Origin of the sequence: Pseudomonas sp. B21128, assembly GCF_044218865.1 — a bacterium.
GTDB classification, from domain to species: Bacteria; Pseudomonadota; Gammaproteobacteria; order Pseudomonadales; family Pseudomonadaceae; genus Aquipseudomonas; species Aquipseudomonas iridis.
This window is the reverse complement of record NZ_CP162590.1, coordinates 3,378,834-3,402,913: the sequence shown is the minus strand read 5'-3', so window position 1 is coordinate 3,402,913 and position 24,080 is coordinate 3,378,834. Positions and strand designations below refer to the sequence as shown.

The following is a 24,080-nucleotide window of genomic DNA, read 5'->3' as shown; positions in this document are numbered from 1 at the left end:
ACGCTCAAGAAAGCTGCTGTCAGGCCGCTACAGTGCAAAGTCTCAGATACTTATCGAATAAGGACGTCTCCATGCCGCTCAGACAACTTTCCATCCAATGGAAAATCACCCTGCTCGCCGGGCTTTGCCTGGCTGGTATCGTGACCCTGTTGGTGGGTCTTTCGCTGTATCGCATGGAGCACAGCTCCGCCATGGTGAAAGCCTCCAGCATGGAGATGCTCACCGAATCGGCCCAGGCGCGCATCGAATCCCAGGGTGAAGTGCAAGCGGCGGGCATTCGCCAGCAGTTCATGGATGCCTATCAATACGGCCATGGTTTCTCGCGTCAGGTGCTGTTCCTGCGCGAGCAGGCCGAAAAGCGCTTCCTTGATGCCTTCGACCTGCGCGAAGACATGACCCGTCAGGTCAAGTCCGCGTTGCAGGCCAACCCGGACTTGCTCGGTCTGTCGCTGGTGTTCGAAGCCAACGCGCTGGACGGCAAGGATGAACTGTTTGCCGGTCAAGCCGAGCTGGGCAGTAACGACAAGGGCCGGTTCGCCCTGTACTGGTCGCAGCCGACCCCAGGCAAGATCACCTCGATGGCGCTGCCGGAAAGCGACATGGCCGACACCAGCACCGGCCCCAGCGGTCAGGCTGCCAACGCCTGGTTTACCTGCCCGCGTGCCACGCTCAAACCCTGTGTGATCGAACCGTACTTCTATGTGATCGACGGCCATAACGTGCTGATGACCAGCATCGTTTTCCCGCTGATGGTGAACGGCAAAGTCATCGCTTCGCTGTCGGTCGACATCAACCTCAACAGTCTGCAAGCGATCAGCCAGAGCGCCAGCAAAAAACTCTACGACGGCCAGACCGCCGTGAGCATCATCAGCCCGGTCGGCCTGCTCGCCGGTTACAGCCCGGATGCCGGCAAACTCAGCCAGCGTCTGGACGCCGTGGATAAAACCAGCGGCGCCGAACTGCTGCGCCAACTGGCTTCAAATACCAACGTCAGCAGCCTGCACAGCAACGGCCAGTTGAAAGTGCTGTCGCCGTTCCAGCCGATTCCCGGCGGACCGTCGTGGGCAGTGTTGCTGGATGTCCCTGAAAAAGTGCTGGTGGAACGCGCCGAAGCACTCAAGCAGCAACTGGATGCGAGCAACAACACTGGCACGTTGATCGAGTTGGGCCTCGGCGTTCTGGCGGCGTTGATTGGCCTGCTGCTGGTGTGGCTGATGGCGCGCAGCGTGACCCGACCGATCCTTGGCGTGGCGCACATGCTCGAAGACATCGCCAGCGGCGAAGGCGATCTGACCCGGCGTCTGGCGTATGACAAACAGGATGAACTCGGCCAACTGGCCGGTTGGTTCAACAAGTTCCTCGACAAGTTGCAGCCGATCATCGCCGAAGTGAAACGCTCGGTGCAGGACGCGCGCAATACCGCCGACCAGTCCTCGGCCATCGCTACGCAGACCAGCGCCGGCATGGAACAGCAATACCGCCAGGTCGATCAGGTCGCGACCGCGTCCCACGAAATGAGCGCCACCGCGCAGGACGTGGCTCGCAGTGCCGCTCAGGCGGCCGAAGCGGCCAAGGATGCTGATCGTGCCACCCGTCAGGGCTTGACCGTGATCGACCGCACCACCGCCAGCATCGACACCCTCGCCGCCGACATGAGCGCGGCAATGGTGCAAGTCGAAGGCCTGGCCGCCAACAGTGAGAAAATCGGCGCGGTGCTCGAAACCATCCGCGCCATTGCCGAGCAAACCAACCTGCTGGCCCTCAACGCCGCGATCGAAGCGGCTCGTGCCGGTGAAGCCGGACGCGGTTTTGCCGTCGTCGCCGACGAAGTCCGCAACCTCGCCCGCCGCACACAGGAGTCGGTGGAGGAAACCCGTCAGGTCATCGAACAACTGCAGAGCGGCACACAGGATGTGGTCGGCTCGATGAGCAACAGCCATCGTCAGGCGCAGGGCAGTGTCGAGCAAGTTGGCCAAGCGGTGACGGCGCTACGTCAGATTGGTGATGCGGTGACGGTGATCAGCGACATGAACCTGCAGATTGCCAGTGCCGCTGAAGAGCAGAGCGCGGTGGCAGAAGAGATCAACAACAACGTGGCGACGATTCGCGATGTGACTGAATCGCTGTCCGGGCAAGCGAACGAGTCGGCGCGGGTAAGTCAGTCGCTGAACAGCCTGGCGAATCAGCAGCAGAGTTTGATGGATCAGTTTCGCGTCTGATTCAAAGGTTGTGGGGTGTCAGCTGGATTCCCCCCTCACCCCAGCCCTCTCCCCCCAAGGGGGCGAGGGGGAAAGGGAGCCGATCTCCGGGCCGTTCAAAACCCGAGTTCGGCTCGATTCCGCAACTCAGCGTACCTCTTCCAAACACCTCGGCCAGTCCCCTCTCCCTCCGGGCGGTCCGACGTTTCGGGAGGGCTAGGGTGAGGGGGCTCTTAATGACTTATCGCCGAGGCAGCTGAATCTCTACCTTCAACCCGCCCCACTCACTCTCGCCCAACACCATCGTCCCGCCCCATGTATCGACGATATCGCGCACAATCCCCAGCCCCAGGCCATGCCCGTCAGTCTGCTCATCAAGCCGTGTCCCGCGACTGAACACCTGAGCGCGTTGTTCGGCAGGGATACCCGGGCCATCATCCTCGACGCTCAAGGCAAACCCGTCAGCGCTCTCGACCACGCTCAAACGCACCTCGGCATCCGCCCACTTGCAGGCGTTATCCAGCAGGTTGCCGAGCAGTTCCAGCAAGTCCTCACGGTCCCAGGGCAGTTGCAGCCCTTTGGGCGCAACGTAACTGAGCGCCAGGTGCTCGCCGTGGATCATGTTCAGCGTCGCCAGCAATCCCGGCAGTTCGGCATCGCAATCAAACAACGCCCCGGGCAACGCATCACCGGACAGTCGCGCGCGATTGAGTTCACGATTGAGCCGTTGCTGCACCTGTTCCAGTTGTTCCTTGAGGATCTTGCGCAGCTCGGGATGGCTGTCGAGTTTTTCGCTCGACGCCAGGCTCAGCAACACCGCCAGCGGCGTTTTCAGCGCGTGGCCGAGATTGCCCAGCGCATTGCGCGAACGCTTGAGGCTGTCTTCGGTGTGTGCGAGCAAATGGTTGATCTGCGCCACCAGTGGCTCCAGCTCCACCGGCACCTGATCGTCCAGTTGCGAGCGCTGGCCCTGCTGCAACTGAGCAATTTGCTCACGCGCCTTTTCCAACGGCCGCAGCGCGCGACGCACGGTGAGGCGTTGCAACAACAGAATCAGCAGCAAACCGGCCAGACCGAGGCCGAGGCCAATCTGGCGCATGCGCTGGAAGCTGTCGCTCACCGGCGTGTAATCCTGCGCAACGCTGATGGAGATCGACTGGCCCAATCGGCGATAGTCCGAACGCAGCACCAGCAATTTCTGGCCGTCAGGCCCCAATTGCAGATTACTGTGCAGCCCCGGATGCTCGAGCAACGGCAAGTCCTGATCCCACAGCGAGCGCGAGCGCCAGTGGCTGTCGGCAAAATCGATGCGGAAATAATGTCCGGAAAACGGCCGCTGATAGGCGGGCGACAAGTGGCGCTCATCCAGCTGCAAGCCCTGCGGGCCGCGCACCAGCGCCACCAAAAGGCTTTCGCTGTCGTTGCGCAATCCGGCTTCGAGGTAGCGCTGCAAGCCCATTTCGAACAACCACAGACTGGTTTGCGCCAGCACCAGCCCCACCACCACCATCACGCTGATCAAACCCAGGCTCAAGCGGCGCTGGATCGACCTCATGAAGCTTGCCCGCCGAACAGGTAACCCTGACCCCGACGGGTTTCAATGACGCTTTTGCCCAGTTTGCGGCGCAGGTGATTGACGTGGACTTCGAGGACGTTGGAGTCACGCTCGGTCTCGCCGTCGTAGAGGTGTTCGGCGAGGTGGCTTTTGGACAGGATCTGCTCCGGGTGCAGCATGAAATAGCGCAGCAGACGGAATTCTGCGGCGGTCAGCTGGATATCGGCACCGTCGCGCGTCACGCACTGACGGCCCTCGTCCAGATGCAGGCCCGCAGCCTTGAGCGTGGTTTGATTGGCCTGCCCCTTGGAGCGGCGTAACAGCGACTGCACCCGCAGGTGCAGCTCTTCCGGGTGGAACGGTTTGGTCAGGTAATCGTCAGCGCCGGCCTTGAGGCCCTCGATGCGTTCAGCCCAGGAGTCGCGCGCCGTGAGGATCAGCACCGGGATCGCCAGCCCGCCCGCGCGCCACTGCGCCAGCACCTCAAGCCCCGGCACACCGGGCAGGCCGAGGTCAAGAATGATCAGGTCATAGGGCTCGCTGCTACCCTGATACACCGCATCGCGTCCGTCCGCCAGCCAATCCACCGCGTAGCCTTGGCGTTGCAGGCCGGCGATCAACTCGTCAGCCAGCGGTACGTGGTCTTCCACCAGAAGCAAGCGCATCGATCAATCTTCCTTGTCTTTCACGAGTTCACCGGTATCGGCCTTCAGGTGCAGCTCGCGCGCTACACCCTCGGCCGTCAGCAACTCGACTTCATAAATGTAGACGTCGTGTTTTTCTTCCAGCTCGACTTCCAGCAGTTTTGCCCCGGGATAACGATCCATGGCCTGCTGCAACACTTGCTCCAGCGGCAGGATCACCCCGCGCTGACGCAGCTTCAGTGCCTCGTCCTGATCGAGGTCGCGAGCCATCGCCGCCGAACAGGAAATCACAAGCGCCAACGCAGCAAGGCTGGTGACGCGAACATTAACCTTCATTACGTATCCTGATGATCCTTGAGAACCTGCCCACTGACCGCGTCTAATTCCAGATCCCAGTTCAGCCCTTGCGGATCACGCAGTTCGACCTGGTAGATGTACTTGCCGTACTCCTCTTCCAGCTCGGTTTCGGTGATGGTCGAACCCGGGTGTTTGGCCAGTGCCGTGGCATTGAGCTTCTCGAAGGAGACGATAGTACCAGCGTCGCGCAGCCGCAGGGCCTCATCAGGGCCCAAATCGCGGGCATGGGCGAGGCTGGTGGTCAGGCCGATGATCGAGACGAGGGACAGGGCAGTCAGGGTTTTCATGGGTATCTCCGTATTTTTTATGTGTTGCTTACGGACGGCACCTTAACGGGATGAACTTAACTGAAGCTGAATGGCCATCATTGCTGATGGCAATGCCACATCGCAGATTCATGCAAAACCCTGTGGGAGCGGGCTTGCCCGCGATGGCGTCCTTTCAGCCAACTGGATGCAAGCGTTGCCGCCGTCATCGCGGGCAAGCCTGCTCCCACAGGGTTTGGGGAAACGCTTATAATCCTTCGCTTGCTAACGATCGAGACCGGTATGACTGCCATCCACATCAAGTTCCCCGCCCTCACCCTCAAGGCTGGCCCACGGGCCATGGCGCGGATTCGTGCGCAAGGCCTGAACGCTGCCGACGTCGGCACCCTGCCCGGCGCGGCCGGTGGGCCGAAGGCGCTGGGGATTCAGGGGCTGGATCTGGCGTTGTTCGGTGAGTGGCTGCCCAGCGCGCCGCGCGAGCGTTCGCTGATCGGGGCATCGGTCGGTTCCTGGCGCTTCGCCAGCGCCTGCCTGCCGGACGCCGCCGAAGGGATCCGTCGCCTCGGCCAGCTCTACGCCGAGCAGAATTTCAACAAAGGCGTGACCATGGCCGAGATCAGCCAGAGCTCGCAGCGCATGCTCAATGACCTGCTCGACGGCCGCGATGCGAGCATCCTCACCAACGCCGATTACCGCTTGAACATCATGGTGGTGAAGAGCCAGGGGCGTCTGGCCGATGATCACCGCGGTCGACTGGGGCTGGCGCTGGGCTCCGTGATTGCCGATAACCTGCGAGGCCGCGCACGGCTGTCGCGGCACTTCGAACGGTTGATCATCCACGATCCGCGCCTGGCGCCGCCGGTCAATGCGTTGAACGACTTTCCGTCACGCTTCGTCGCGCTCAATGCCGGCAACCTGCGTCAGGCGCTGCTGGCGTCGGGTTCGATCCCGATGGTCATGGAAGGCGTGCGTGATTTGCCGGGCGCCGGTGCCGGGACGTTTCGCGACGGTGGCCTGCTCGACTACCACCTCGACCTGCCGTACAGCGGCGACGGTATCGTGCTCTACCCGCACTTCACCGACCGGGGATTCCGGGCTGGTTCGACAAGACGTTGCCTTGGCGTCGTGCTTCGGTGCAGCGCTTGCAGGACGTGCTGTTGCTCGCGCCTTCGAAGGAATACCTGGCGCGCCTGCCCTACGGCAAACTGCCCGACCGCAACGACTTCAAGCGCTTCATGGGCGATGCACAGAGCCGGCAGAAATACTGGCACGCGGCGATGGATGAGAGCCGCCGTTTGGGCGACGAGTTTCTCGAACTGGCTGCCAATGGTCGCCTCGCCGAGCGCTTGCTGACCCTTTAGTCAGCACGGCCAAACACAAGCTGGTAAACTCGCCGCCTGCCCGAATCGCTGCGGCGAACGCCATCTGAACAGAGCTGAAAACACTGTGGAAATCTTCAAGGAATTTACATTCGAATCCGCCCACCGCCTGCCGCACGTCCCGGACGGCCACAAGTGCGGGCGTCTGCACGGTCACTCGTTCAAAGTGGCGATTCACCTCAGCGGTGACCTCGATCCGCACACCGGCTGGATCCGCGACTTCTCCGAGATCAAGGCGATCTTCAAGCCTCTGTACGAGCGTCTGGATCACAACTACCTGAACGATATTCCCGGTCTGGAAAACCCGACCAGCGAAGTATTGGCCAAGTTCATCTGGCAGGAATTGAAGCCACTGCTGCCGGAACTGAGCGCGATCCGCATCCACGAGACCTGCACCAGCGGCTGCATTTATCGCGGTGAGTAACTCGTACTAAACGACACCGCTTATCGTGTGGGAGCTGGCTTGCCAGCGGTGACGTCGGCACACGCAACATCAATGTGACTGACCCACCGCTGTCGCGGGCAAGCCCGCTCCCACAGGGTTCAGTGTCTGCTCGCAGAATAATAAACAGCCGCCATGGCTGTTTTTTTACGCCTATGCTTTTTGGCTAAAACCCGCCAAGAGGACAGGACCATGACGGACTGGCTGCTCAATCAGGTCTTTGATTTCCATGGCCGACAGGTACGTCATGCCGTGCGCGGCGACGGCCCGCCGCTGGTGCAGATTCTCTGGGGTGAAGAGGATCAGTGGATTCCCATTGAACGGGGTCGAGCGTTACACAACATGATCCCGGGATCACAATTTCACCCAATTCCCAACGCCGGCCACCTCGTTCAGGAAGACGCCCCTGAAGCCATTGTCGCCGCGCTTCTGCGCTTCCTATGAGCCACGAAACCATCAAAAACATCCCCTGCAGGAGCAGCCTGCGGCAGCTCCTGCAGGATGGGGGTCAGCACAAGACTGTGCGAGCGCTGGACTGCTGGCCCCCACATGGGGCCGGGTTGTGTTCAGGTGCACCGCTTTCGCGCCGAAAACCACCGTCTCGTCTATACAGAGCCACAGCGCCCGGTTTGGCACGAGCACTGCAACCCTCCCCGCGTCTTCCCTTTCAGCAAGGACCGCCTCATGACGCAAAACGATTCCGGCAACGATTACCCCCTCAGCGAAGTCCCCCTGCATGCGCGCAAAGGCCTGGCCTCCACGGCGATGGTGTTGCTGGGTTTTACCTTCTTCACCGCGACCATGTTTGCCGGCGGCAAGCTCGGTGTGGCGTTCGGTTTCGCCGAATTGATGGCGGTGATCATCGTCGGCAATCTGCTGCTCGGGGTGTACGCAGCAGGCCTGGGTTACATCGCCTTCAAGAGCGGTCTCAATTCGGTACTGATGGGGCGTTTCTGCTTTGGCGAAGTCGGCAGCAAGCTCAGCGACCTGATCCTCGGTTTCACCCAGATCGGCTGGTATGCCTGGGGCACGGCGACGGCGGCGGTGGTGATCGGCAAGTATTTCAACCTCGATGAGGCCACAGTCCTCGGGTTGATGGTGTTGTTCGGCCTGATGTTCTGCGCCACGGCGTATGTCGGTTATCGCGGGCTGGAGATTCTGTCGTACATCGCGGTGCCGGCAATGATGTTGCTGCTGATCCTGTCGATGTGGGTCGCGACGGTGAAAGTCGGCGGTTTCGAGGGACTGCTGAGCGTTGTGCCCAGTGGTTCGCTGGACTGGTCGACCGCCATCACCCTGGTGTTCGGCACTTTCGTCAGTGGCGCGACTCAGGCGACCAACTGGACGCGCTTTTCGCGTTCGGCAAAAGTTGCGGTACTGGCAAGCCTGATCGGGTTCTTCATCGGCAACGGTCTGATGGTGCTGATCGGCGCCTATGGTGCCATCGTCTATCAGCAACCGGACGTGGTTGAAGTGCTGCTGTTGCAAGGTTTCGCCATGGCCGCAATGGCGATGCTGTTGCTGAACATCTGGAGCACCCAGGACAACACCATCTACAACTTCGCCGTCGCCGGTTGCAACCTGCTGCGCACCGGGCGGCGCAAGACCGTCACGTTGGCTGGCGCGGTGATCGGCACCCTGCTCGCCCTGCTGGGCATGTACGACATGCTGGTGCCGTACTTGATCCTGCTCGGCACGGTGATCCCGCCGATTGGCGGCGTGATCATGGCCGACTTCTTCTACCGCTGGCGCGGGCGCTATCCGCGTCTGGCCGACGCACGGCTGCCGGCCTTCAACTGGCCGGGCCTCGGGGCCTACGGCGTCGGCACCGTCGCGGCGTTCAGCTCGCCGTGGGTCGCGCCGCTGGTAGGGATCGCTGCTGCCGCGCTAACGTATGTCATCTTCACCGCCATACTCGGCGCCCGCAGCGCCAGCGCGCCACTTCAAGACTTATAAGAAGGATTTGCCTGATGCACATCATCAACGCCCGACTGCGCAACCAGGAAGGTTTGCACGAATTGCACCTTGAAGACGGGCTGATCCGCAGCATCGCCCGCCAGACCGAAGCCCCGACCCTGGGCCCCGACGACCTCGACGCCGGCGGCAATCTGGTGGTGCCGCCCTTCGTCGAGCCACACATTCACCTCGACGCCACCCTCACCGCCGGCGAGCCGCGCTGGAACATGAGCGGCACGCTGTTCGAAGGCATCGAATGCTGGGGCGAGCGCAAGGTCACCATCACCGAAGAAGACACCAAGACCCGCGCCAAGAAAACCATTCAGACCTTGGCGGCTCACGGCATCCAGCATGTGCGCACCCACGTCGACGTCACCGACCCGCAACTCACCGCACTCAAAGCCATGCTCGAAGTGCGCGAGGAAAGTCGACACCTGATCGACCTGCAAATCGTCGCGTTTCCGCAGGAAGGGATCGAGTCGTTCCGCAACGGTCGCGAGTTGATGGAAGAAGCCATCCGCATGGGCGCTGACGTCGTCGGCGGGATCCCGCATTTCGAGTACACCCGCGATCAGGGTGTGAGTTCGGTGAAGTTCCTGATGGACCTGGCCGAACGCACCGGATGCCTGGTCGACGTGCACTGCGACGAAACCGACGACCCGCATTCACGCTTCCTCGAAGTGCTCGCCGAAGAAGCACGCAGCCGTGACATGGGCGCCCTCGTCACCGCCAGCCACACCACGGCGATGGGCTCCTACGACAACGCCTACTGCGCAAAACTGTTCCGCCTGCTCGGCCATTCCGGGATCAGTTTCGTCTCGTGCCCGACAGAAAGCATTCACCTGCAAGGGCGTTTCGACAACTTTCCGAAACGCCGGGGCGTGACCCGGGTGAATGAGCTGCTCGAAGCCGGAATGAACGTGTGTTTCGGCCAGGATTCGATCGTCGACCCGTGGTATCCGCTGGGCAACGGCAACATCCTGCGCGTGCTTGAAGCCGGCCTGCACATCTGCCACATGCTCGGTTACCGCAACCTGCAAAGGGCGCTGGATCTGGTCACCGATAACAGCGCCAAAGCGATGAATCTGGGCGAGCGTTATGGCTTGGAGCAGGGGCGACCGGCCAACCTGCTGATCCTCTCGGCGGACAGCGATTACGAGGTCATTCGCAGCCAGGGTCTGCCGCTGTATTCGATTCGCGGCGGCGAGGTGCTGATGAAGCGGCAGATGCCGGTGGTGGAGTTCAGCAGCCGTTTGAGCTGAGACTGAGGGCCCCATCGCTGGCAAGCCAGCTCCCACAGGGTTTCGGTGAGCACAGTTTTTGTGTCTGGCCTACAGGGGGGTGCTGTGTACACAGACGAAGTGCTCAGCACAAAACCCTGTGGGAGTCTGGCTGGCCAGCGATAGCGATGTCGGATTCAGCGTGTCAATTGCGCCGTACCGAATAATCTGACGCCGACCAATTCCCCTTGCTCTTCTTCAAGCAAAATCGGAGCGGTGCCGCCGGGCATCACGACGTGCACCTCACCCGCGTCGACCCAACCGACTCGCCAAGTCGCGCACGCCACCCCACTGGCGCTGGTGCCGGAGGAAGCGGTCGGTCCTTCGCCGCGTTCGAACACCCGCGCGACAATTCGCTGCTCGGACTCGCGCACGGCCCACTGCAGATTGACGCCCGCCGGGCAAGGATCACCTTCACCCGTCGGCATCGCGTAAGCAATCCGGGTCAGGCCCTCGGTCAGTGGTGATTCGCGCATTTGCTCGTTACCCGGCAATGCGCCAACGTCTGTCAGTAACGTCACACAATGCGGATTGCCGATGCGTACAAACTGACTGCGGCTCCACGTCGGATCGAGTTGTGCCAAGGGCTTCACATGGCTCACGGCACGCCCATTGAACTCGCCGCTTTCTATGTTCTGCGCTCCGACCGCCTCCGCGCCGAATTCGGGTTGGCCGAGTTCCAGCCAGAAACCTTTCACACCTTCGATTTGCGCCGGTTTCACCGAAGTTTGCAGCGCATCATCCTTGTCGTGATGGACGTTTAACAACGCCCCCTGCTCCGGCATCACTCCCTGTTCGGTCAGCGCTTGGGAAAATATCGTCAGGCCGTTGCCACTGCGCTCGGCGAGGGTGCCGTCGGTGTTGACGATCAGCACGTCAAACGGCGGCGCGTTCTGGAAAGGGCCGATCAGCAGGCCGTCGCTGCGGTGGGATTTGCTGTTCGGCGGGCGCTGACCTTCCGGCCAGTCGCAGCACAGCGCGATGGCCGCTTTACTCCATGCCTTGCGCGATGACGCACATTCGGTCGCACTCGCTGGCAAATCAATCCCCGCTTCACGCAGCGTCGCCGGAGAAACCACCCCATAGATGTTGCCCCGAGCGTCGTAGAACTGAGTCATCACCTGCCCTTCATCGTGTCAAAAATGGCACTGTAAAACGCAATCCCCTGTGGGGGCGAGCTTGCTCGCGAATGCGTTGGCTCAGTCAAAAAATATGTCCACCGACACACCGCTTTCGCGAGCAGGCTCGCTCCCACGGGTTGGACTGTGCAACGATATCCCCCTGCGTTCCACCCAGTCCTGTGATCGAACCTCGACGCTCAATCACTGTCCCTCGGGGACGCGATGTATTTTTGCCAAGGATCGATATGACCAGCCTCACCCCCCAAGACACGTTCGTGCCCGGACGCTTGCAACAGATGTCCACCCGCATCGCTTTTTTCATCGCCGGCCTCGGTATTGCCGCGTGGGCGCCACTGGTGCCGTACGCCAAGGCCCGCGCCGGGCTCAATGAAGGCACCTTGGGACTGCTGCTGTTGTGCCTCGGCGTCGGTTCGATTCTGGCGATGCCATTGGCGGGGATTCTCGCGACGCGGTTCGGCTGCCGACGCGTGGCGACTGGCGGCACGTTACTGATCTGCGCGGCGTTGCCGTTGCTGGCGACGGTGTCGTCGGTTCCGGCGCTGATTGCCACGCTGTTCATGTTCGGCGCCGGGCTGGGTACGGTGGATTCGACGGTAAACCTGCAAGCGGTGATCGTCGAGCGCGCCAGCGGCAAGCACATGATGTCGGGTTTTCACGGCTTGTTCAGCCTCGGCGGGATTGTCGGCGCGGCGGGCGTCAGCGCCCTGCTCGGCCTCGGTCTGTCGCCGCTGGGGGCGATGCTGGTGGTGGTCGCGGTGCTGATCGGCGCGCTGTTCAAATGCGTCCCGCACATGCTGCCGTATGGCAGCGAAAGCTCGGGCCCGGCCTTCGCGGTGCCCCACGGCATCGTGCTGTTTATCGGCGGGATGTGCTTCATCGTGTTTCTCACCGAAGGTGCGGCGCTGGACTGGAGCGCGGTGTTCCTCGCTCAGGAACGCGGGATCGACACGGCGTATGCGGGTTTGGGTTACGCGGCATTTGCCCTGACCATGACCGCCGGCCGCTTGATGGGTGACCGGATTGTGCGCAGTGTCGGTGCGACGCGGATCATTCTGTTTGGTGGCCTGTTGGCGGCAGCAGGCTTGTTCCTGGCGACGTTCGCGCCAAGCTGGCAACTGGCTCTGGTCGGTTATGCGCTGGTCGGTGCCGGTTGTTCGAACATCGTGCCGGTGCTGTACACGGCGGTGGGCAAGCAGACGGTGATGCCGGAAAGCATTGCCGTGCCGGCGATCACTACGCTGGGTTATGCGGGGATTCTGGCGGGGCCGGCGGTGATCGGGTTTGTCGCGCATGCCAGCAGTTTAAGTTTTGCGTTTGGGCTGATGGCGGTGTTGTTGGTGGCGGTGGCGATTGGCGGGAAGGTGTTGAAAGTCTGAACCGAGTGCAACTGCCAGATCGCGAACTGTGTGGGGGTTGCTGAAGGCTGCGATCTTTTGATTTTGGATTTTGGGAGTTGTGAGCATATCCGTTGGTGCGGGTGTTGCCGCTGGCGGTTTCGCCCTTACGGCGAGTCACCTTTTCCAAACGCCGAAAAGGTAACCCAAAAGGCTTTGCCCCGGCGTACGGCACTTCGCTTAGGCTCAGTGTTCCCTCGCTACGGTGTCCATCCGGGGGCATCGCTTCCGGTTTGCTTCGCTGCACCTCCTTTCGATGGATGCGGCTTCGCCGCACGGCGCTACGCGCCTAACCCCCGGATGAACACCTTCGCTCGGCCTGCCGAAGGGGCAAAAGATCAAAAGCCGAAGCAAGATCAAAAGCAAGATCAAAAGCCCCTCACCCTAGCCCTCTCCCGGAGGGAGAGGGGACTGATTGAGGTGTTTGGCAGAGCTACGCCGACCTGAGATACCGAGTCGAATTCAGATTCTGAAAGCCTCACAAATCGGCTCCCTCTCCTCGGGGAGAGGGCTGGGCGGGCGGCGTTCCGATGAGGGGTGAATCCAACACCGAACAAAAGCCAACCGCACCGCTCTCCCACCACTCAACACAATGAGCGTTAGCTCGAGTGCAGCTCTTGATCTCTAAGGCCCGTCGGAAGGCTGAGTGCAGGGATTCATCCGGGGGGAACATCGAAAGGAGGTGCAGCGAAGCAAACCGAAATCGATGCCCCGGATGGATCCCGGAGCGAAGGAACCCGAGCCACAGCGAGGGCCGAACGTCAGGGCGCAGACCTTTTGGTTACTTTTGGGGCGTTTGCCAAAAGTGACCCGCCGTAAGGGCGGAACCCTAAGTAGCCATCACCGCAGCAACGGATATTCACCCCATCAACCAATCAATCAAAACCCCAAACTAGCCTGCACAAAAAACGTCCGCGGCGCCCCCACATACATCCCCGAATTGTTATCACTGGAACGCGTGAAATACTGCTTGTCAAAAACGTTCTTCACCCCAGCGCCCAGCTTCAGATTCGACACCTGCGGCCCGAAGTCGTACCCACCGCGCACGTTCCAGGTCACATATCCCGGAATATCACCGTACTGCCCATCCGCCGTGCCGTCAGTGATGTAGTTACCGTTAAAACTACCATCGGCATTCACACCAGTACCCGGCGAACGCTGTTTCGACTGGGCAAAACCGTCGAGATTGTAGGTCCAGCGATTAACCTCATAGCGCAAACCGACGGTCGCCACCTGGCGCGAATAGAACGGCAGATCACGCCCCTTGAACCCCGGAATCTCACCTTCATAGGTCGCACGGGTATACGTAAAACCGGCATTCGCGGTCAGCCCCTCAAGGCGCGGATCCAGCGCCGCCATGTCGTAGTGCGCCGACGCTTCAATGCCCTGATGCTTGGTCGCGCCAAGGTTGGTCCAGCCCACGTCATTGCTGATGTATTGCAGTTCGTCGTCGAAGTCGATGTAGAACAGCGTTACTTCCCCGCCCCACACGTCATCGTTGTAACGCGTGCCGATCTCGTAGGTCTTGGCCTTTTCCGGTTGCAGACCATTGGCGGTGCTATCGCCCGAGCCACCCTGCCCCAGCTGGAAATATTGCAGGCTGCCGAACGAGGTTTCGTAGTTGGCAAACAGCTTCCACGCATCCGACAGGTGATACATCACGCTCAGTGCCGGCAGCGGTTCATTGCTTTCGATGCTGCGGTTTTTCTCTGGCACCGGTCTGCCGGCGGTATCGAGCACCGCGCGATCGTGCCAATCCGTGCTGATGTGCTCGAAGCGAATGCCCGGCGTGATCGTCCAGTTGCCGACGTCGATTTTGTTGTCGATGTAAACCGAGTTGGCCTCGGTGCCGCCGGTACGATCCTGGAACACGTGGCCGTCTGAAGTCGGCGTGACGACAGGCTGGTTGTTGACCAGCGCCAGTCGGCTCGACTGCTCGTGCATCGCCTCTTTCTGATAGCGATAACCGACGCTGACTTCCTGGGTGGTCGGGCCGACGTCGAACACGCGCGACACACGCGGTTCGATGCCCAAGGTGTAATAAGAGCGTGGATACGAACTGAGGGTTTTCTGGTCGCGAGCGGCGATGGTGCTGCCACGGAAACTGTCGGTGTAGTAGGTCAGCACTTCAGCCTGGGTGCGCTCGTCGATCTGGCGAATCCACTTGAACGACACGTCCTTGCGCCGACCGCTGAAGCTGTCGTAATCACGCACCGAATCGTAAGGATTGTCGTCGTACTGCTTCTGCGTAAGGCCGCCGGGCATGTCGGCGCTGGCGTCGTAGTAATGGAAATTGAGACTGAAATCGTCCTGATCGGTCGGCGCCCAGTGCGTCTTCAGGATCACGTCGTCAATGTCGTTGCCGTTGTTGCGCTCGCGGTAGCCGTGGCCGTTGACGCCCGAGTACAACAGCGCCACGCCCATGCCGTTGTCGGCGGTACCGCCGAGGAACGCCGTGTCGATGTGCTTCCAGCCACCGTACTGAGTGGTTTCCAGCGTGGTGCCGATCTCGCCAGTGGTTTTTTCCGGGATCGCGCGGGTGACGAAGTTGATTACGCCGCCGACGTTTTGCGGCCCATAACGAACGGAGCCGGCGCCACGCACCACGTCGATGCTGTCGAGGTTGCCCGACGAGATCGGCGCCATCGACAGTTGTGGCTGACCGTACGGCGCGAACGCTGCCGGTACGCCGTCGATCAGCACGGTGGAGCGTGGCGACAGACGCGACGTCAGACCGCGCACGCCAACGTTCAGAGCAATGTCGCTGCCGCCGGTGCCGTTGGAGTCTTGCACCTGTACGCCGGGCACGCGTTTGAGCACGTCGCTGACGTTCATTGCGCCCTGCTCGACCATCGCTTCGCGGCGAATCACCGTCCGCGCGCCGGGGTGGTTTTGCACCACGGCCGCATTCGCGTCGCCGAGCCAGTCGCCGACCACTTTAATATCGGTCACGCCCAGTTCCAGCGGGCCGTTGGTGGCGGCAGAACTCGCGGCGGTCGACAGCGTCACCGAGCCTTCGTTGATCTGATAATCCAGACCGCTGCCTTGCAGCAATTGGCGCAGCGCCTGCTCTGGAGAGAGATCACCGTCGACGGCCGGGGCTTGTTTGCCGGCGACCAGGTCCGAACTGAAAAACACTTGCAGCGAGGTTTGCTGGCCCAGCTCACTCAAGGCCTGACCCAGCGGCTGCGCGCGAATATGAATAGCTTCAGCAGCGAAAGCCAAAGGCACGGCAGCGTTGACCGCCAGCGTGAGGGCCAGCGGCAACCAAGGAGATTTTTTGTTGTTGGCGGTGATGGTTTTCACGTCGAACGTAGTCCTGTGGATCGCAAGAGTGTGCGGCTGTTAATGCAAACCAGTTGCAGTTGAACAGGAAGACGATGAACTCGAAAAAAACCTGAATGTTATTTTGAAATTATTTCCTGGCTGCCATCCGCGAGGGTGCGGATGGCCACTGGCAGAATGCTCGGCAAGGCCTTGAGCAAGGCGTCGGTGTCGGCGGATTTGAACACGCTGGTAAGGCGCAGATTGGCCACATCGGGGTTGCTGACGGTCAGGGGTTGCTCGCGATAACGCGACACTTCGGCAGCCACTTCGCTAAGGCGGGCGTTGTTGAACACCAGTTTGCCGCCACGCCACGCCGTCAGCTCCGCTGGGTTGACGGCGTAGGCTGCCGCGACTTTGCCCTGCGCGTCGACGTGGGTGCCGAGCCCGGCGGTCAGGTTGATAAATTCGTTGTCCGGCGCATCGTGTCCCTGCACTTTCACTGTGCCCTGCTCCACCGCTACCCGTGTCTGCGTCAAATCGCGGCGCACATCGAAGCGCGTTCCGGTGACCGTAATCTTGCCGCTGCCCGCCTCGACCACAAACGGTCGCGAGCTGTCGTGCTCAACGCTGAACATCGCCTCGCCTTCACTCAACTCGATGAGCCGGCGATCCTCTTCATAATGCACCTGCAAGCGACTGCGGCTGTTGAGGTCGATCACCGAGCCGTCCGGCAATGCCACATGCTTGCGCTCACCGAGCGCGGTGGAGAATTCTGCGCTGTAACCGCCCGGGTGATTAAGGCCGCTGAACAGTCCCAATCCAAGCGCCACCGCCAGCACACTGGCGGCCACCGCATAACGCAGCAGCGGACGCCGTTCGCGGCGCGCCGGTTGGTTTTCAGCGAGGGCTTTGAGGCGTGGCGCCGGCAGCAGGTCAGCCGCCGTCCACAGCCCTTGCAGCAGCTGGAATTCATCACGGTGTTGCTGATGTTGATTCAGCCAGGCGTCAAAGCGCTGCTGCTCGTCGGCACTGACGGCCGGCTCCTGCAAACGCACAAACCAGCGAGCCGCGTCATCGCGCACCGTCGTTTGCCCGCACGCACAATCACGAGTATCCATCATGGAATGTCCTGTTTGGCCGGGGATGAAAAGCTGCAGCGGCTCATGACTGCAACCCGTCCAGTCGATCACGCAGATGCCGCAGGGTGCGGATCATATACTTTTCGACCATGTTCTTGGAGAGCCCCAGGCGTTCTGCAATTTCCGCCTGGGTCAGGCCTTCGATCTTCTGCCAGACAAAAATCTTGCGGCAATTGACCGGCAGCTCCGCCAGCGCCCGTTCGATGGAGTCGGCCAACTGGATCGCGTGCATGTAATGCTCCGGGTCGCCGGAAGACGACGCACTGTGATCGATCGCCTCTGACTCCATGGCGCCGCGCCGATCCTCCCGCCGGTAGCCATCAACCGCAATATTGCGCGCAGTCTGGTGCAAATACGCCCGGGGTTGCTGCACCTCTGCCGGATCGGACTCAAGCACCCGCACAAAGGCGTCGTGCGCCAGATCCTCGGCCTGCGCGCGATTGCGCAGGCGACGAGTCCAGGTGCCGATCAACTCTTCGTAATGCTCGAAAAAGCCGGGTCTGCGGGGACGCATGGGGGGTATGGGTGGTGTGCTGAGGAAAGGAGCGCGAATAGTAATGGTTACTATTAAGACCGGCAAATCATTCCGATCATAAGCAAATCCCCCTGTAGGAGCTGCGGCACGCTACGATCTTTTGATCCTGGTTTTCCAAGATCAAAAGATCGCAGCCTGCGGCAGCTCCCACACGAGTATCGGGATCAGCCTTTTCCGTCGATGCCGGCTTGGAGAGTTTGGGTTTCGAGATGCCCGCTCAAGGTGACCGGGCCGATTTTGAGGTTGCCGTTTTCAAGGGAAACCTTTGGGGCGTTTTCCTCGGTTTTTTGTGGCAGATCCAGGCCAGCTTTGATGCCGTAATCGCGATTGTTCAGGTCGGTGCTGCTGACCTTCGAACCACCCAGATCAACCTTGCCGTCACTCGCCGAAATGCGCGCGCCGGTCAGTTGTGTCGCGCCGCCTACATTCAGCTTTACACCTTGACTGGCGCTGATGCCGGACGCCTGCGCGACGCTGTCCTTGTGCGCGTATTCACCTTGGGCTTTCAGCGTTGGCTTGTAGTCGGTGCCGGCGGGTTTTTCCTTGTCGTTCGGTGGGTTCTTCTTGGCGGTCAGGCCCAGGTCCACGTCAACCTTGGCGCTTGTCTTCGAGTCTTGACGACTGGCAACCGACAAATCACCTGCGACATTCCCGCTGACAGTCTTCGCATCGATTCGCGCACCTGCCAAATCTGCATCGCCTGCGCTGTTCAACACCACGCTGTCAGCCTTGATCTGGCTGTTCTGCTGCGTGGTGCCCTGCAGGTAATCCACGCCCACCTTGGCCCCAGCATTGAAACCGTGGTCGCTGCTGGCCTTCTCATCGGCGGCTGTCGGTTTCTTGCTGCTCAGATTGCCGCCAGCATTCAGTGCGACGTTCCAGTTGTTACGGCTTTCAGTGGACTGTGCCGACCCCTGAACATAGCCGCCCTTCTGTGCATCGACGTTGACGTTTGGTGCACTGACTTGCGTGCCTTGCAGATGAACAGCGTCACCGCTCAGGGTGATCCCGCTCTGACTGTTGAGTTGGCCACCGGTCAGTGTTTGTGAGTGCTCATTGACCCGACCGATGTTGAAGTTGCCACTGAGATTGCCGCCCTGATCACGGCTCTTCTCGCTGCTGGATTTGCTGCCGCCGCCCTTCAAGCCGCCGCCGAGATTGCTGCCGGTGGCAGTGTGAGTGTCGGTCGCTGCTTGCAGATCGAGTTTGCCGTCAGCATGCAGATCGATGGCGCCAGCGCTGTTGATTGTGGTGCCTTGCTGGACCTGATTGCCGCCGCTGCTCAGTTGTACCGGACCGTTGCCGGTGATGCTCGCCACGTGGGCCTGAGTGTCAGAGGTCTGCTTGGTGCTGTGATCGAGCTGGAAACCGGCGCCAAGATCGACGTTGGTGCCGTCGGTGCCCGGCAAGGTGCCAACCGTCAGCGAGCCATTGCCGCGCAGACTGGCGTCACTGCTGTTCTGGCGATCGTTGGCCTGATTCAGCGCCAGATCGCCGCCGGTCTTGATGCTCACACCGCCCTGCCCGCCGTCGAAATGGCTGCCTTCGAACTGTGCGTCGCCACCGACCTTGATGTTCACACCCTGGCTGCCGGCATAAGCGCCGACCACCGCCGTGGAACTGTCCGTACTCGACTGGCTGCTGCCTCCCGCGCCGCTACCGGCGACATTCACGTCTTCGCCGGTTTTGGTGTAGACCCGCACGTCGACTTTGGCATCCACCGAACTGTCGGTGCTGGCGTGGGTATTGCTCGCGGCATCGGCGACCAGTTTGTCGGCGCTGATGTTCAATTTACCGGCGCTGGCGTTGTACTGCGTGCCTTGGTCGTGCAGGGTTCCAGCGACGTTCACGTCGACAGTGCCGCCGTCAAAACGACTGACCACAGCGTTGCTGCCTTGCTCGGTTTTGTTGGCGCTGCCATGACCGATTGCGACGTCAATACCGACGTTTGGCTGGCCGAGATTTGAAAGCGCATCCTTGTCCGGCACCTTGGCGTTCAGCACATCTTTAACCGCACCAGCGATAGGCCGGGCGATGTCTTTGTACTCGACGTTGGCGCCGATATCCGCCGACCAGTTGCTTTGGTTGTGAGTGCTGCTTTCGGTGTTGCTGGCCGCACGGTTATCGACTTCGTTGGCCGCGATGTTCAGACCGTTGCCAGCCTTCACTTGCGCGCCTTCGGTGGCGAGCTTGTCGGCGTTGATCGTCAGGCCGCCGCTGCTCTGCACGCTGGTGGTTTGCGCAGTGGTTTTGCTGCTGGTGTCTTGCGACGTGTTATGGGCGAAATCAACGCCGCTACCGGCGCGGTCGAGGCCGCCGGTGTAATAGAAACCGCCGCCAGTGCTGGACGTGTCGGTGGTGGTTTTGTGGCTGTCCTGTTCGGCCAGCAACGACACGTTTTTACCGCTCAACGTCGTGTCGCCAGCGGTGGATTTAACGTCCGCGCCCTTGAGGGTCACGTCGCCGCCCGCCTTCACTTGCACGCTGCCGCCGCTGAGGCTGGAACCTTGCTGGGTCACGTCGTTACGGGTCACGGTTTGTTGCTTGTCTTCGTAATGAATCCCGGCGCGATATTGCTCTGGCGTCTGCTCTTTGGCGTAGGCGTCGAACCCACGGGTTTCAGTCGTGGTGCTGCTGTCGTGGCTGTTCTGCGCAGAATGCACGTTCACATCCCCCGCCGCGTCCGCCGTCAGCGCGCCGCCCGCCTTGACGGTCGAGCCAGCCACTTCAATATCCTTGGCGCTTTTGAGCTTGAGGTTGCTGTCGGACACCAGTTCGCTGCGCACCGTGGTGCTGTCCTTGGCGTTCTGGCGCGACTCGTCCTTGCTGATGCCGAAGAACTTGCTATCCTTGTCATGATTGTTGCTGTGCGAGGTGTCTTGCACGCCGTCGACGATCAGCGAACCCTTGTCGCTGATCACGCTTGCGTCGGTGCCGCCACGGACCTGGCTGCCGCTGATGCGTACGTCGTCAGCCTTGACGATCAGTTTGCCCGCCGCATTGACCTTGCTGCCCTGATGCTGGGTCTGGCCCTTGTCGGCATCACCGGTTTTGCCAAAGAAACCACCGCCCACCAGATCGCCGGAATAGCGATTGTCGTTGCTGCGATCGGTGCGTGTGGCCGTGGTGATTTCCACCTGTTTGCCGGCCAGTTGCAGGTCGCCCGCACTGTTCAACTCGGCACCCTCGGAACGCAACAACGCTGCGGTTTGCAGGGCGATATTGCCAGCCTTCAACTGGCTGGTGACACTGCGCTGCTCTTCGCTGCTGGTGTTCCAGTTGGCTTTCCACAAGTGTTTGCGGTGATTGCCCTGATCGGTCTGGGTGTGGCTTTCGGTGGGCGCGGTCAGCCGCAGATCACCGCCACTTTGCACGCTGAGATTCTTCGCCGCTTCGACTTTTGCAGCCTGCAGTCGAGTGTCTTTGCCGGAGGACAATGTCGCGTCACGGCTGGCGATAATCTGGCTGCCGTGCTGACGCGACTCGCTGTCGGTTTGGGTACGGTCGTAGGTTTCCCACGTGATGCCGATGGTGCTGTTACTCCAGTCTTCGCGCTTTTCCTGGAGCTTGCGGCTTTCGACCGTACTCAGGGTCAGATTGCGCTTGGCATCGACGCCAACGTCACGGCCACTGACATCGGTGGCGGCCAATGTCAGGTCCTTGCCGCTGTGCAGACCGACATTGCCCTGGCTGCTGCGGATGCCCGCGCGCGTCACGTCGAGACTGTTCGCCACTGCATCGCCGCTGACACTGAGGTCGCCAGCAGAACGAATCTGCACGCCATCGCGCCCGGCCACTTGTACCGCGCCAACTCGCACACCAGCGCCTTCAGCGGTGCTGACGATGTTGATGCGTCCGGCTTGCATCGCCCCGAACAGGCTGGCGTCGATGCGTTGATCGGCGGTGTTGCCTGCCGGGCCCACAGTCTTCACCTGGCCGCTGGCGTAATCGACCTGATTGTGGCCAACGGTGAGGTTCAATTGATCGCGGGCATTGAGCGCGCCCTGGCTGTCGATACGCGGGGCGATCAGGTTGATCGAGCCCTCGCCGTTACGCAGGCCGCCGCTCTGAATCTGCAACTGGCCGCTGGCGTCACGGGTGCTCAGGGCTTGCAGTTTGCCGTCGTTCAACTCCGGGCGACCGACCACCAGATTGGCGTTCGGCGTGTTGATGAAACTGCCGCCATTCACCGAAATGCCGTTGGGGTTGGCCAGCACATAATCGGCGGCGCGACCGAAGATTTCCTGTGCGCCGTTGATGGCCGACGAGTTGCGGCTGATTACCTCGTTGAGGATCACGCTCGCCGCTTGCCCTTGCAGTTGCGGGTTGGCCGCCAGTTGCCCGGCGAGTTGTGATTGCCCGGCTTGCAAGGCGTTGTTCAGCACCAGGCCCTGGCGGTCGACGTTGTAGTCGAGGAACTGATTGTGCGACAGGCCCGAGCCGTTAGGCGCGACGATATTGACGATGGGCACACCGCCCTGAGTCTGCAATTGCGCGGTGCCGCCCGGTCCAGGAGCGACGACCACACCGCCGGCCAAAGCGCTCGGCAGGTGCACCGCGAAGAACAGGCCGGCGATCGCCCAGCGCAATTTGCCCCGTGGGGAAAGATGAAATGCAAAGGTAGGTGCTGGCATAAAAACGTCTCCATGTAAGTACGGCATCACGTCGCGCGTTTTGGTGTTGGCCGTGGCTGTCGCGCTCAGATCCGACGGCTGTTTGTTCACTGCATTGTTCGTATCAGTCATATCTGCACACCGACTCGCATCAGCCAGGTTTCGTGCTCATGTTGCAGACCGTTTGGGGTGTTGAGGGCGCGTTGGTAATCGACGTCCACTTGCAGGTTCTTCCAGCCCATATTCAGGCCGACACTGGCGCCGCTCAGGCGTTGACCCTGGGCGCCGTGATCGGCCTTGATCCAGCCGTGGTCGAGGCCGGCACGCGGGGTGATCTGCACCGGCCATTCGCTGCGCAGCGGCAGGCGCAAGGTGTTGCGCCAGATCGCACCGCTGGCACCGGAGGCACTGCTGAGGCGATAACCGCGCACCGCCGAATCGTCGGTACCCAGCAATTGCTCGATGGCTGGCAGCGGATCAGGGCTGTACTGCAAATTGAGTTGGCTCTGCCATTGCCAGGCTTGCGCGCCGAACTGGCCATTGCGCCATTGACTGAGGCCGGCGCGGTACTTGCGAAACTGTGCCTTCGGCAGGTTGTTGATCGCCTGACGGGAATCGTCATCGGCACCGAACCAGCGCAGGCCTTGTGCGTAATTGACGTCGAGATTCCACACCGCGCGGTCGAGCCAGAACAGATTGAGCCCGGCTTCGGCCACGGTCAGGGTCGGGCTCTGGATGCCCAGACGGACGTGTTGCAGATAGCTGTCGACGTCCTTGTGCGCCAGTTGCAGGTTGGCGCTGAGCTGGCGGCTCTGGTCGCGCCACAACACGCGGTCGGCGCGCAGACTGATCTGATCAGTAATGCCGGTGCTGTGAAAGGTCGTGCTCGGCAATTTGAACGGCGCGCGGTATTCGGCGTGGCTGGCGAATACGCTGTAGGTCCAGTAGCCGTAGGGGATCGCGTAATACAGGCTGGCGTTGCGGCTATAGCGGTCGCCCTGATTCAACGTGTCACTGGCGCTGAGGCTCAACAGGTCGTTGAGTTCCAGCGGACTGTCGAGGCTCAGACTGAGGGTATCGCGGTCGCGCCCGGTGCTGGCGCTGCCGAGGTTGTCGATCCCTGCATTCAAGGCCCAGCGCGAGTGCCCGGTGGTGCGCGAACGCAGGATGATCCGTGAGGCGCCGGGCTGACTGCCGGGGGCGATATCGGCGGTGAGGTCAACCGAGCGCAAGCGGTTCAACTGATCCAGCCCCTGCTCCAGATCGCGCAGGTTCAACGGCCCGCCGAGCATGCCGGGGAACGCACCACCGAGGGAAACCGGCAGGCTTTGCTCGGCCAGTTCGATGGACTCGATGTAGCCTTCGTCAATCCGGATGTCCAGCGACTGCCCCGCCGCCGGTGCACTCACCAGGTAGGGACGGCTGGCGATGTAGCCCTTCTCGACGTAAATCGCGGTGATGGTCGCCAGCAGATGATTGATCTGGCCGACGCCCATGCACGGCGCGAGCAGAGGCTTGATGCGGGCATTGAGTTTGTCGCTGTCGATCAGCGTGACGCCGCCGATGCGCGTGCCGCTCAACGGCCAGCAGCGCTCATCGGGAGTAACGGTTTGGGGAATCGCCGGAGTGACCGGCGCCGGGCCGAACGCGCCGCGCTCCAACTGACGTTTTCTTTGCTCAAGTTGCAGCTGTTGCAAATCGCGCTGTTGCTGTTGCTGCTGGCGCAGCACTTCCTGGCCCGGTGCGACAGGTTCGGCCGCCTCAAGCGAGGACGCAACCACGCTCAACACAACGACCGACCACAGCCGCCAACGCGTGACATGACGAGGAAAAACAGCGCGAATCGAATACGGCACGCAACATCCTTGCGATCATTGAATGGCGTAATGCCACATCATCAATGATCGTGATAG

Annotated in this window: 16 protein-coding genes and 2 pseudogenes; 8 read left to right on the top strand and 10 right to left on the bottom strand. The window is 61.3% G+C overall.

Annotated elements, in window-relative coordinates; all coding sequences use genetic code 11:
* Positions 1-71: 71 nt before the first annotated feature.
* Positions 72-1,313 (top strand): annotated as a pseudogene (locus AB4P91_RS15160) (chemotaxis protein); the annotation flags it as partial.
* 150 nt (positions 1,314-1,463) lie between these two features.
* Positions 1,464-2,219 carry a methyl-accepting chemotaxis protein gene (locus tag AB4P91_RS15155; RefSeq protein WP_390896377.1) on the top strand — a complete coding sequence of 252 codons (756 nt, stop codon included), beginning with the start codon at positions 1,464-1,466 and terminating at the stop codon, positions 2,217-2,219.
* A gap of 220 nt (positions 2,220-2,439) precedes the next feature.
* Here the strand turns inward: AB4P91_RS15155 and AB4P91_RS15150 are convergent, their stop codons facing one another.
* Genes AB4P91_RS15150 through AB4P91_RS15135 form a run of 4 tightly spaced genes read right to left on the bottom strand, consistent with a single transcriptional unit; the run spans position 2,440 to position 5,041 of the window.
* Positions 2,440-3,753: a sensor histidine kinase gene (locus AB4P91_RS15150; RefSeq protein WP_150592423.1), complete on the bottom strand. Its 1,314-nt coding sequence runs from the start codon at positions 3,751-3,753 to the stop codon at positions 2,440-2,442.
* A complete protein-coding gene (locus AB4P91_RS15145; RefSeq protein ID WP_042560088.1) occupies positions 3,750-4,418 on the bottom strand; it encodes a response regulator transcription factor in 669 nt (222 codons plus the stop codon). Before AB4P91_RS15145 ends, AB4P91_RS15150 begins: the two co-directional genes overlap by 4 nt.
* 3 nt (positions 4,419-4,421) lie before the next feature.
* On the bottom strand, positions 4,422-4,733 hold the full coding sequence (locus AB4P91_RS15140; RefSeq protein ID WP_395603109.1) for a PepSY domain-containing protein: 312 nt from the start codon (positions 4,731-4,733) through the stop codon (positions 4,422-4,424).
* Complete coding sequence (locus AB4P91_RS15135; protein WP_150592424.1) at positions 4,733-5,041, bottom strand: PepSY domain-containing protein; 309 nt, start codon at positions 5,039-5,041, stop codon at positions 4,733-4,735. Before AB4P91_RS15135 ends, AB4P91_RS15140 begins: the two co-directional genes overlap by 1 nt.
* Before the next feature lie 261 nt (positions 5,042-5,302).
* Between AB4P91_RS15135 and AB4P91_RS15130 the strand changes: the two are divergent.
* The 5 genes and pseudogenes from AB4P91_RS15130 to codA all read left to right on the top strand — a co-directional run bounded on the left by AB4P91_RS15130 (position 5,303) and on the right by codA (position 10,059).
* Positions 5,303-6,381: pseudogene (locus tag AB4P91_RS15130) on the top strand (patatin-like phospholipase family protein).
* Between the two features lie 85 nt (positions 6,382-6,466).
* Positions 6,467-6,823: a 6-carboxytetrahydropterin synthase QueD gene (gene queD, locus AB4P91_RS15125; RefSeq protein ID WP_046042818.1), complete on the top strand. Its 357-nt coding sequence runs from the start codon at positions 6,467-6,469 to the stop codon at positions 6,821-6,823.
* A 153-nt stretch (positions 6,824-6,976) separates the two neighbouring features.
* On the top strand, positions 6,977-7,285 hold the full coding sequence (locus AB4P91_RS15120; protein WP_395603108.1) for an alpha/beta fold hydrolase: 309 nt from the start codon (positions 6,977-6,979) through the stop codon (positions 7,283-7,285).
* Positions 7,286-7,525: 240 nt separating this feature from the next.
* Positions 7,526-8,797, top strand: a complete 1,272-nt coding sequence (gene codB / locus AB4P91_RS15115) for a cytosine permease (protein ID WP_150592428.1) — start codon at positions 7,526-7,528, stop codon at positions 8,795-8,797.
* Positions 8,798-8,811: 14 nt separating this feature from the next.
* Positions 8,812-10,059, top strand: coding sequence for a cytosine deaminase (gene codA, locus AB4P91_RS15110; protein ID WP_150592429.1), 1,248 nt, complete (start codon positions 8,812-8,814; stop codon positions 10,057-10,059).
* A gap of 155 nt (positions 10,060-10,214) precedes the next feature.
* Here the strand turns inward: codA and AB4P91_RS15105 are convergent, their stop codons facing one another.
* Positions 10,215-11,195 carry a diaminopimelate epimerase gene (locus AB4P91_RS15105; RefSeq protein WP_395603107.1) on the bottom strand — a complete coding sequence of 327 codons (981 nt, stop codon included), beginning with the start codon at positions 11,193-11,195 and terminating at the stop codon, positions 10,215-10,217.
* Between the two features lie 248 nt (positions 11,196-11,443).
* Between AB4P91_RS15105 and AB4P91_RS15100 the strand changes: the two genes are divergently transcribed.
* Positions 11,444-12,595 (top strand): MFS transporter, encoded by a 1,152-nt coding sequence (locus tag AB4P91_RS15100; RefSeq protein WP_150598099.1) that lies wholly within the window; start codon positions 11,444-11,446, stop codon positions 12,593-12,595.
* Between the two features lie 897 nt (positions 12,596-13,492).
* On the opposite strand, the gene AB4P91_RS15095 is transcribed toward AB4P91_RS15100, so the two are convergent.
* The 5 genes from AB4P91_RS15095 to AB4P91_RS15075 all read right to left on the bottom strand — a co-directional run bounded on the left by AB4P91_RS15095 (position 13,493) and on the right by AB4P91_RS15075 (position 24,023).
* Positions 13,493-15,919, bottom strand: a complete 2,427-nt coding sequence (locus tag AB4P91_RS15095; protein WP_395603106.1) for a TonB-dependent siderophore receptor — start codon at positions 15,917-15,919, stop codon at positions 13,493-13,495.
* A 98-nt stretch (positions 15,920-16,017) separates the two neighbouring features.
* Entirely contained in the window at positions 16,018-17,001 is a 984-nt protein-coding gene (locus AB4P91_RS15090) for a FecR family protein (RefSeq protein WP_150592433.1), read from the bottom strand.
* Between the two features lie 40 nt (positions 17,002-17,041).
* Positions 17,042-17,542 (bottom strand): sigma-70 family RNA polymerase sigma factor, encoded by a 501-nt coding sequence (locus AB4P91_RS15085; protein WP_191623992.1) that lies wholly within the window; start codon positions 17,540-17,542, stop codon positions 17,042-17,044.
* A 176-nt stretch (positions 17,543-17,718) separates the two neighbouring features.
* Positions 17,719-22,188, bottom strand: coding sequence for a hemagglutinin repeat-containing protein (locus AB4P91_RS15080; protein ID WP_395603105.1), 4,470 nt, complete (start codon positions 22,186-22,188; stop codon positions 17,719-17,721).
* Positions 22,189-22,295: 107 nt separating this feature from the next.
* Complete coding sequence (locus tag AB4P91_RS15075) at positions 22,296-24,023, bottom strand: ShlB/FhaC/HecB family hemolysin secretion/activation protein (RefSeq protein WP_395603104.1); 1,728 nt, start codon at positions 24,021-24,023, stop codon at positions 22,296-22,298.
* Positions 24,024-24,080 lie beyond the last annotated feature (57 nt).

Excerpts from the sequence above, each read along its gene's own strand:
- codB (WP_150592428.1), top strand. The coding sequence starts at position 7,526 with ATGACGCAAAACGATTCCGGCAACGATTACCCCCTCAGCGAAGTCCCC.
- AB4P91_RS15145 (WP_042560088.1), bottom strand. The coding sequence starts at position 4,418 with ATGCGCTTGCTTCTGGTGGAAGACCACGTACCGCTGGCTGACGAGTTG.
- AB4P91_RS15155 (WP_390896377.1), top strand. The coding sequence starts at position 1,464 with ATGGAACAGCAATACCGCCAGGTCGATCAGGTCGCGACCGCGTCCCAC.
- AB4P91_RS15120 (WP_395603108.1), top strand. The coding sequence starts at position 6,977 with ATGGCTGTTTTTTTACGCCTATGCTTTTTGGCTAAAACCCGCCAAGAG.
- AB4P91_RS15080 (WP_395603105.1), bottom strand. The coding sequence starts at position 22,188 with ATGCCAGCACCTACCTTTGCATTTCATCTTTCCCCACGGGGCAAATTG.
- codA (WP_150592429.1), top strand. The coding sequence starts at position 8,812 with ATGCACATCATCAACGCCCGACTGCGCAACCAGGAAGGTTTGCACGAA.
- AB4P91_RS15150 (WP_150592423.1), bottom strand. The coding sequence starts at position 3,753 with ATGAGGTCGATCCAGCGCCGCTTGAGCCTGGGTTTGATCAGCGTGATG.
- AB4P91_RS15140 (WP_395603109.1), bottom strand. The coding sequence starts at position 4,733 with ATGAAGGTTAATGTTCGCGTCACCAGCCTTGCTGCGTTGGCGCTTGTG.
- AB4P91_RS15135 (WP_150592424.1), bottom strand. The coding sequence starts at position 5,041 with ATGAAAACCCTGACTGCCCTGTCCCTCGTCTCGATCATCGGCCTGACC.
- AB4P91_RS15105 (WP_395603107.1), bottom strand. The coding sequence starts at position 11,195 with ATGACTCAGTTCTACGACGCTCGGGGCAACATCTATGGGGTGGTTTCT.
- AB4P91_RS15090 (WP_150592433.1), bottom strand. The coding sequence starts at position 17,001 with ATGATGGATACTCGTGATTGTGCGTGCGGGCAAACGACGGTGCGCGAT.
- AB4P91_RS15100 (WP_150598099.1), top strand. The coding sequence starts at position 11,444 with ATGACCAGCCTCACCCCCCAAGACACGTTCGTGCCCGGACGCTTGCAA.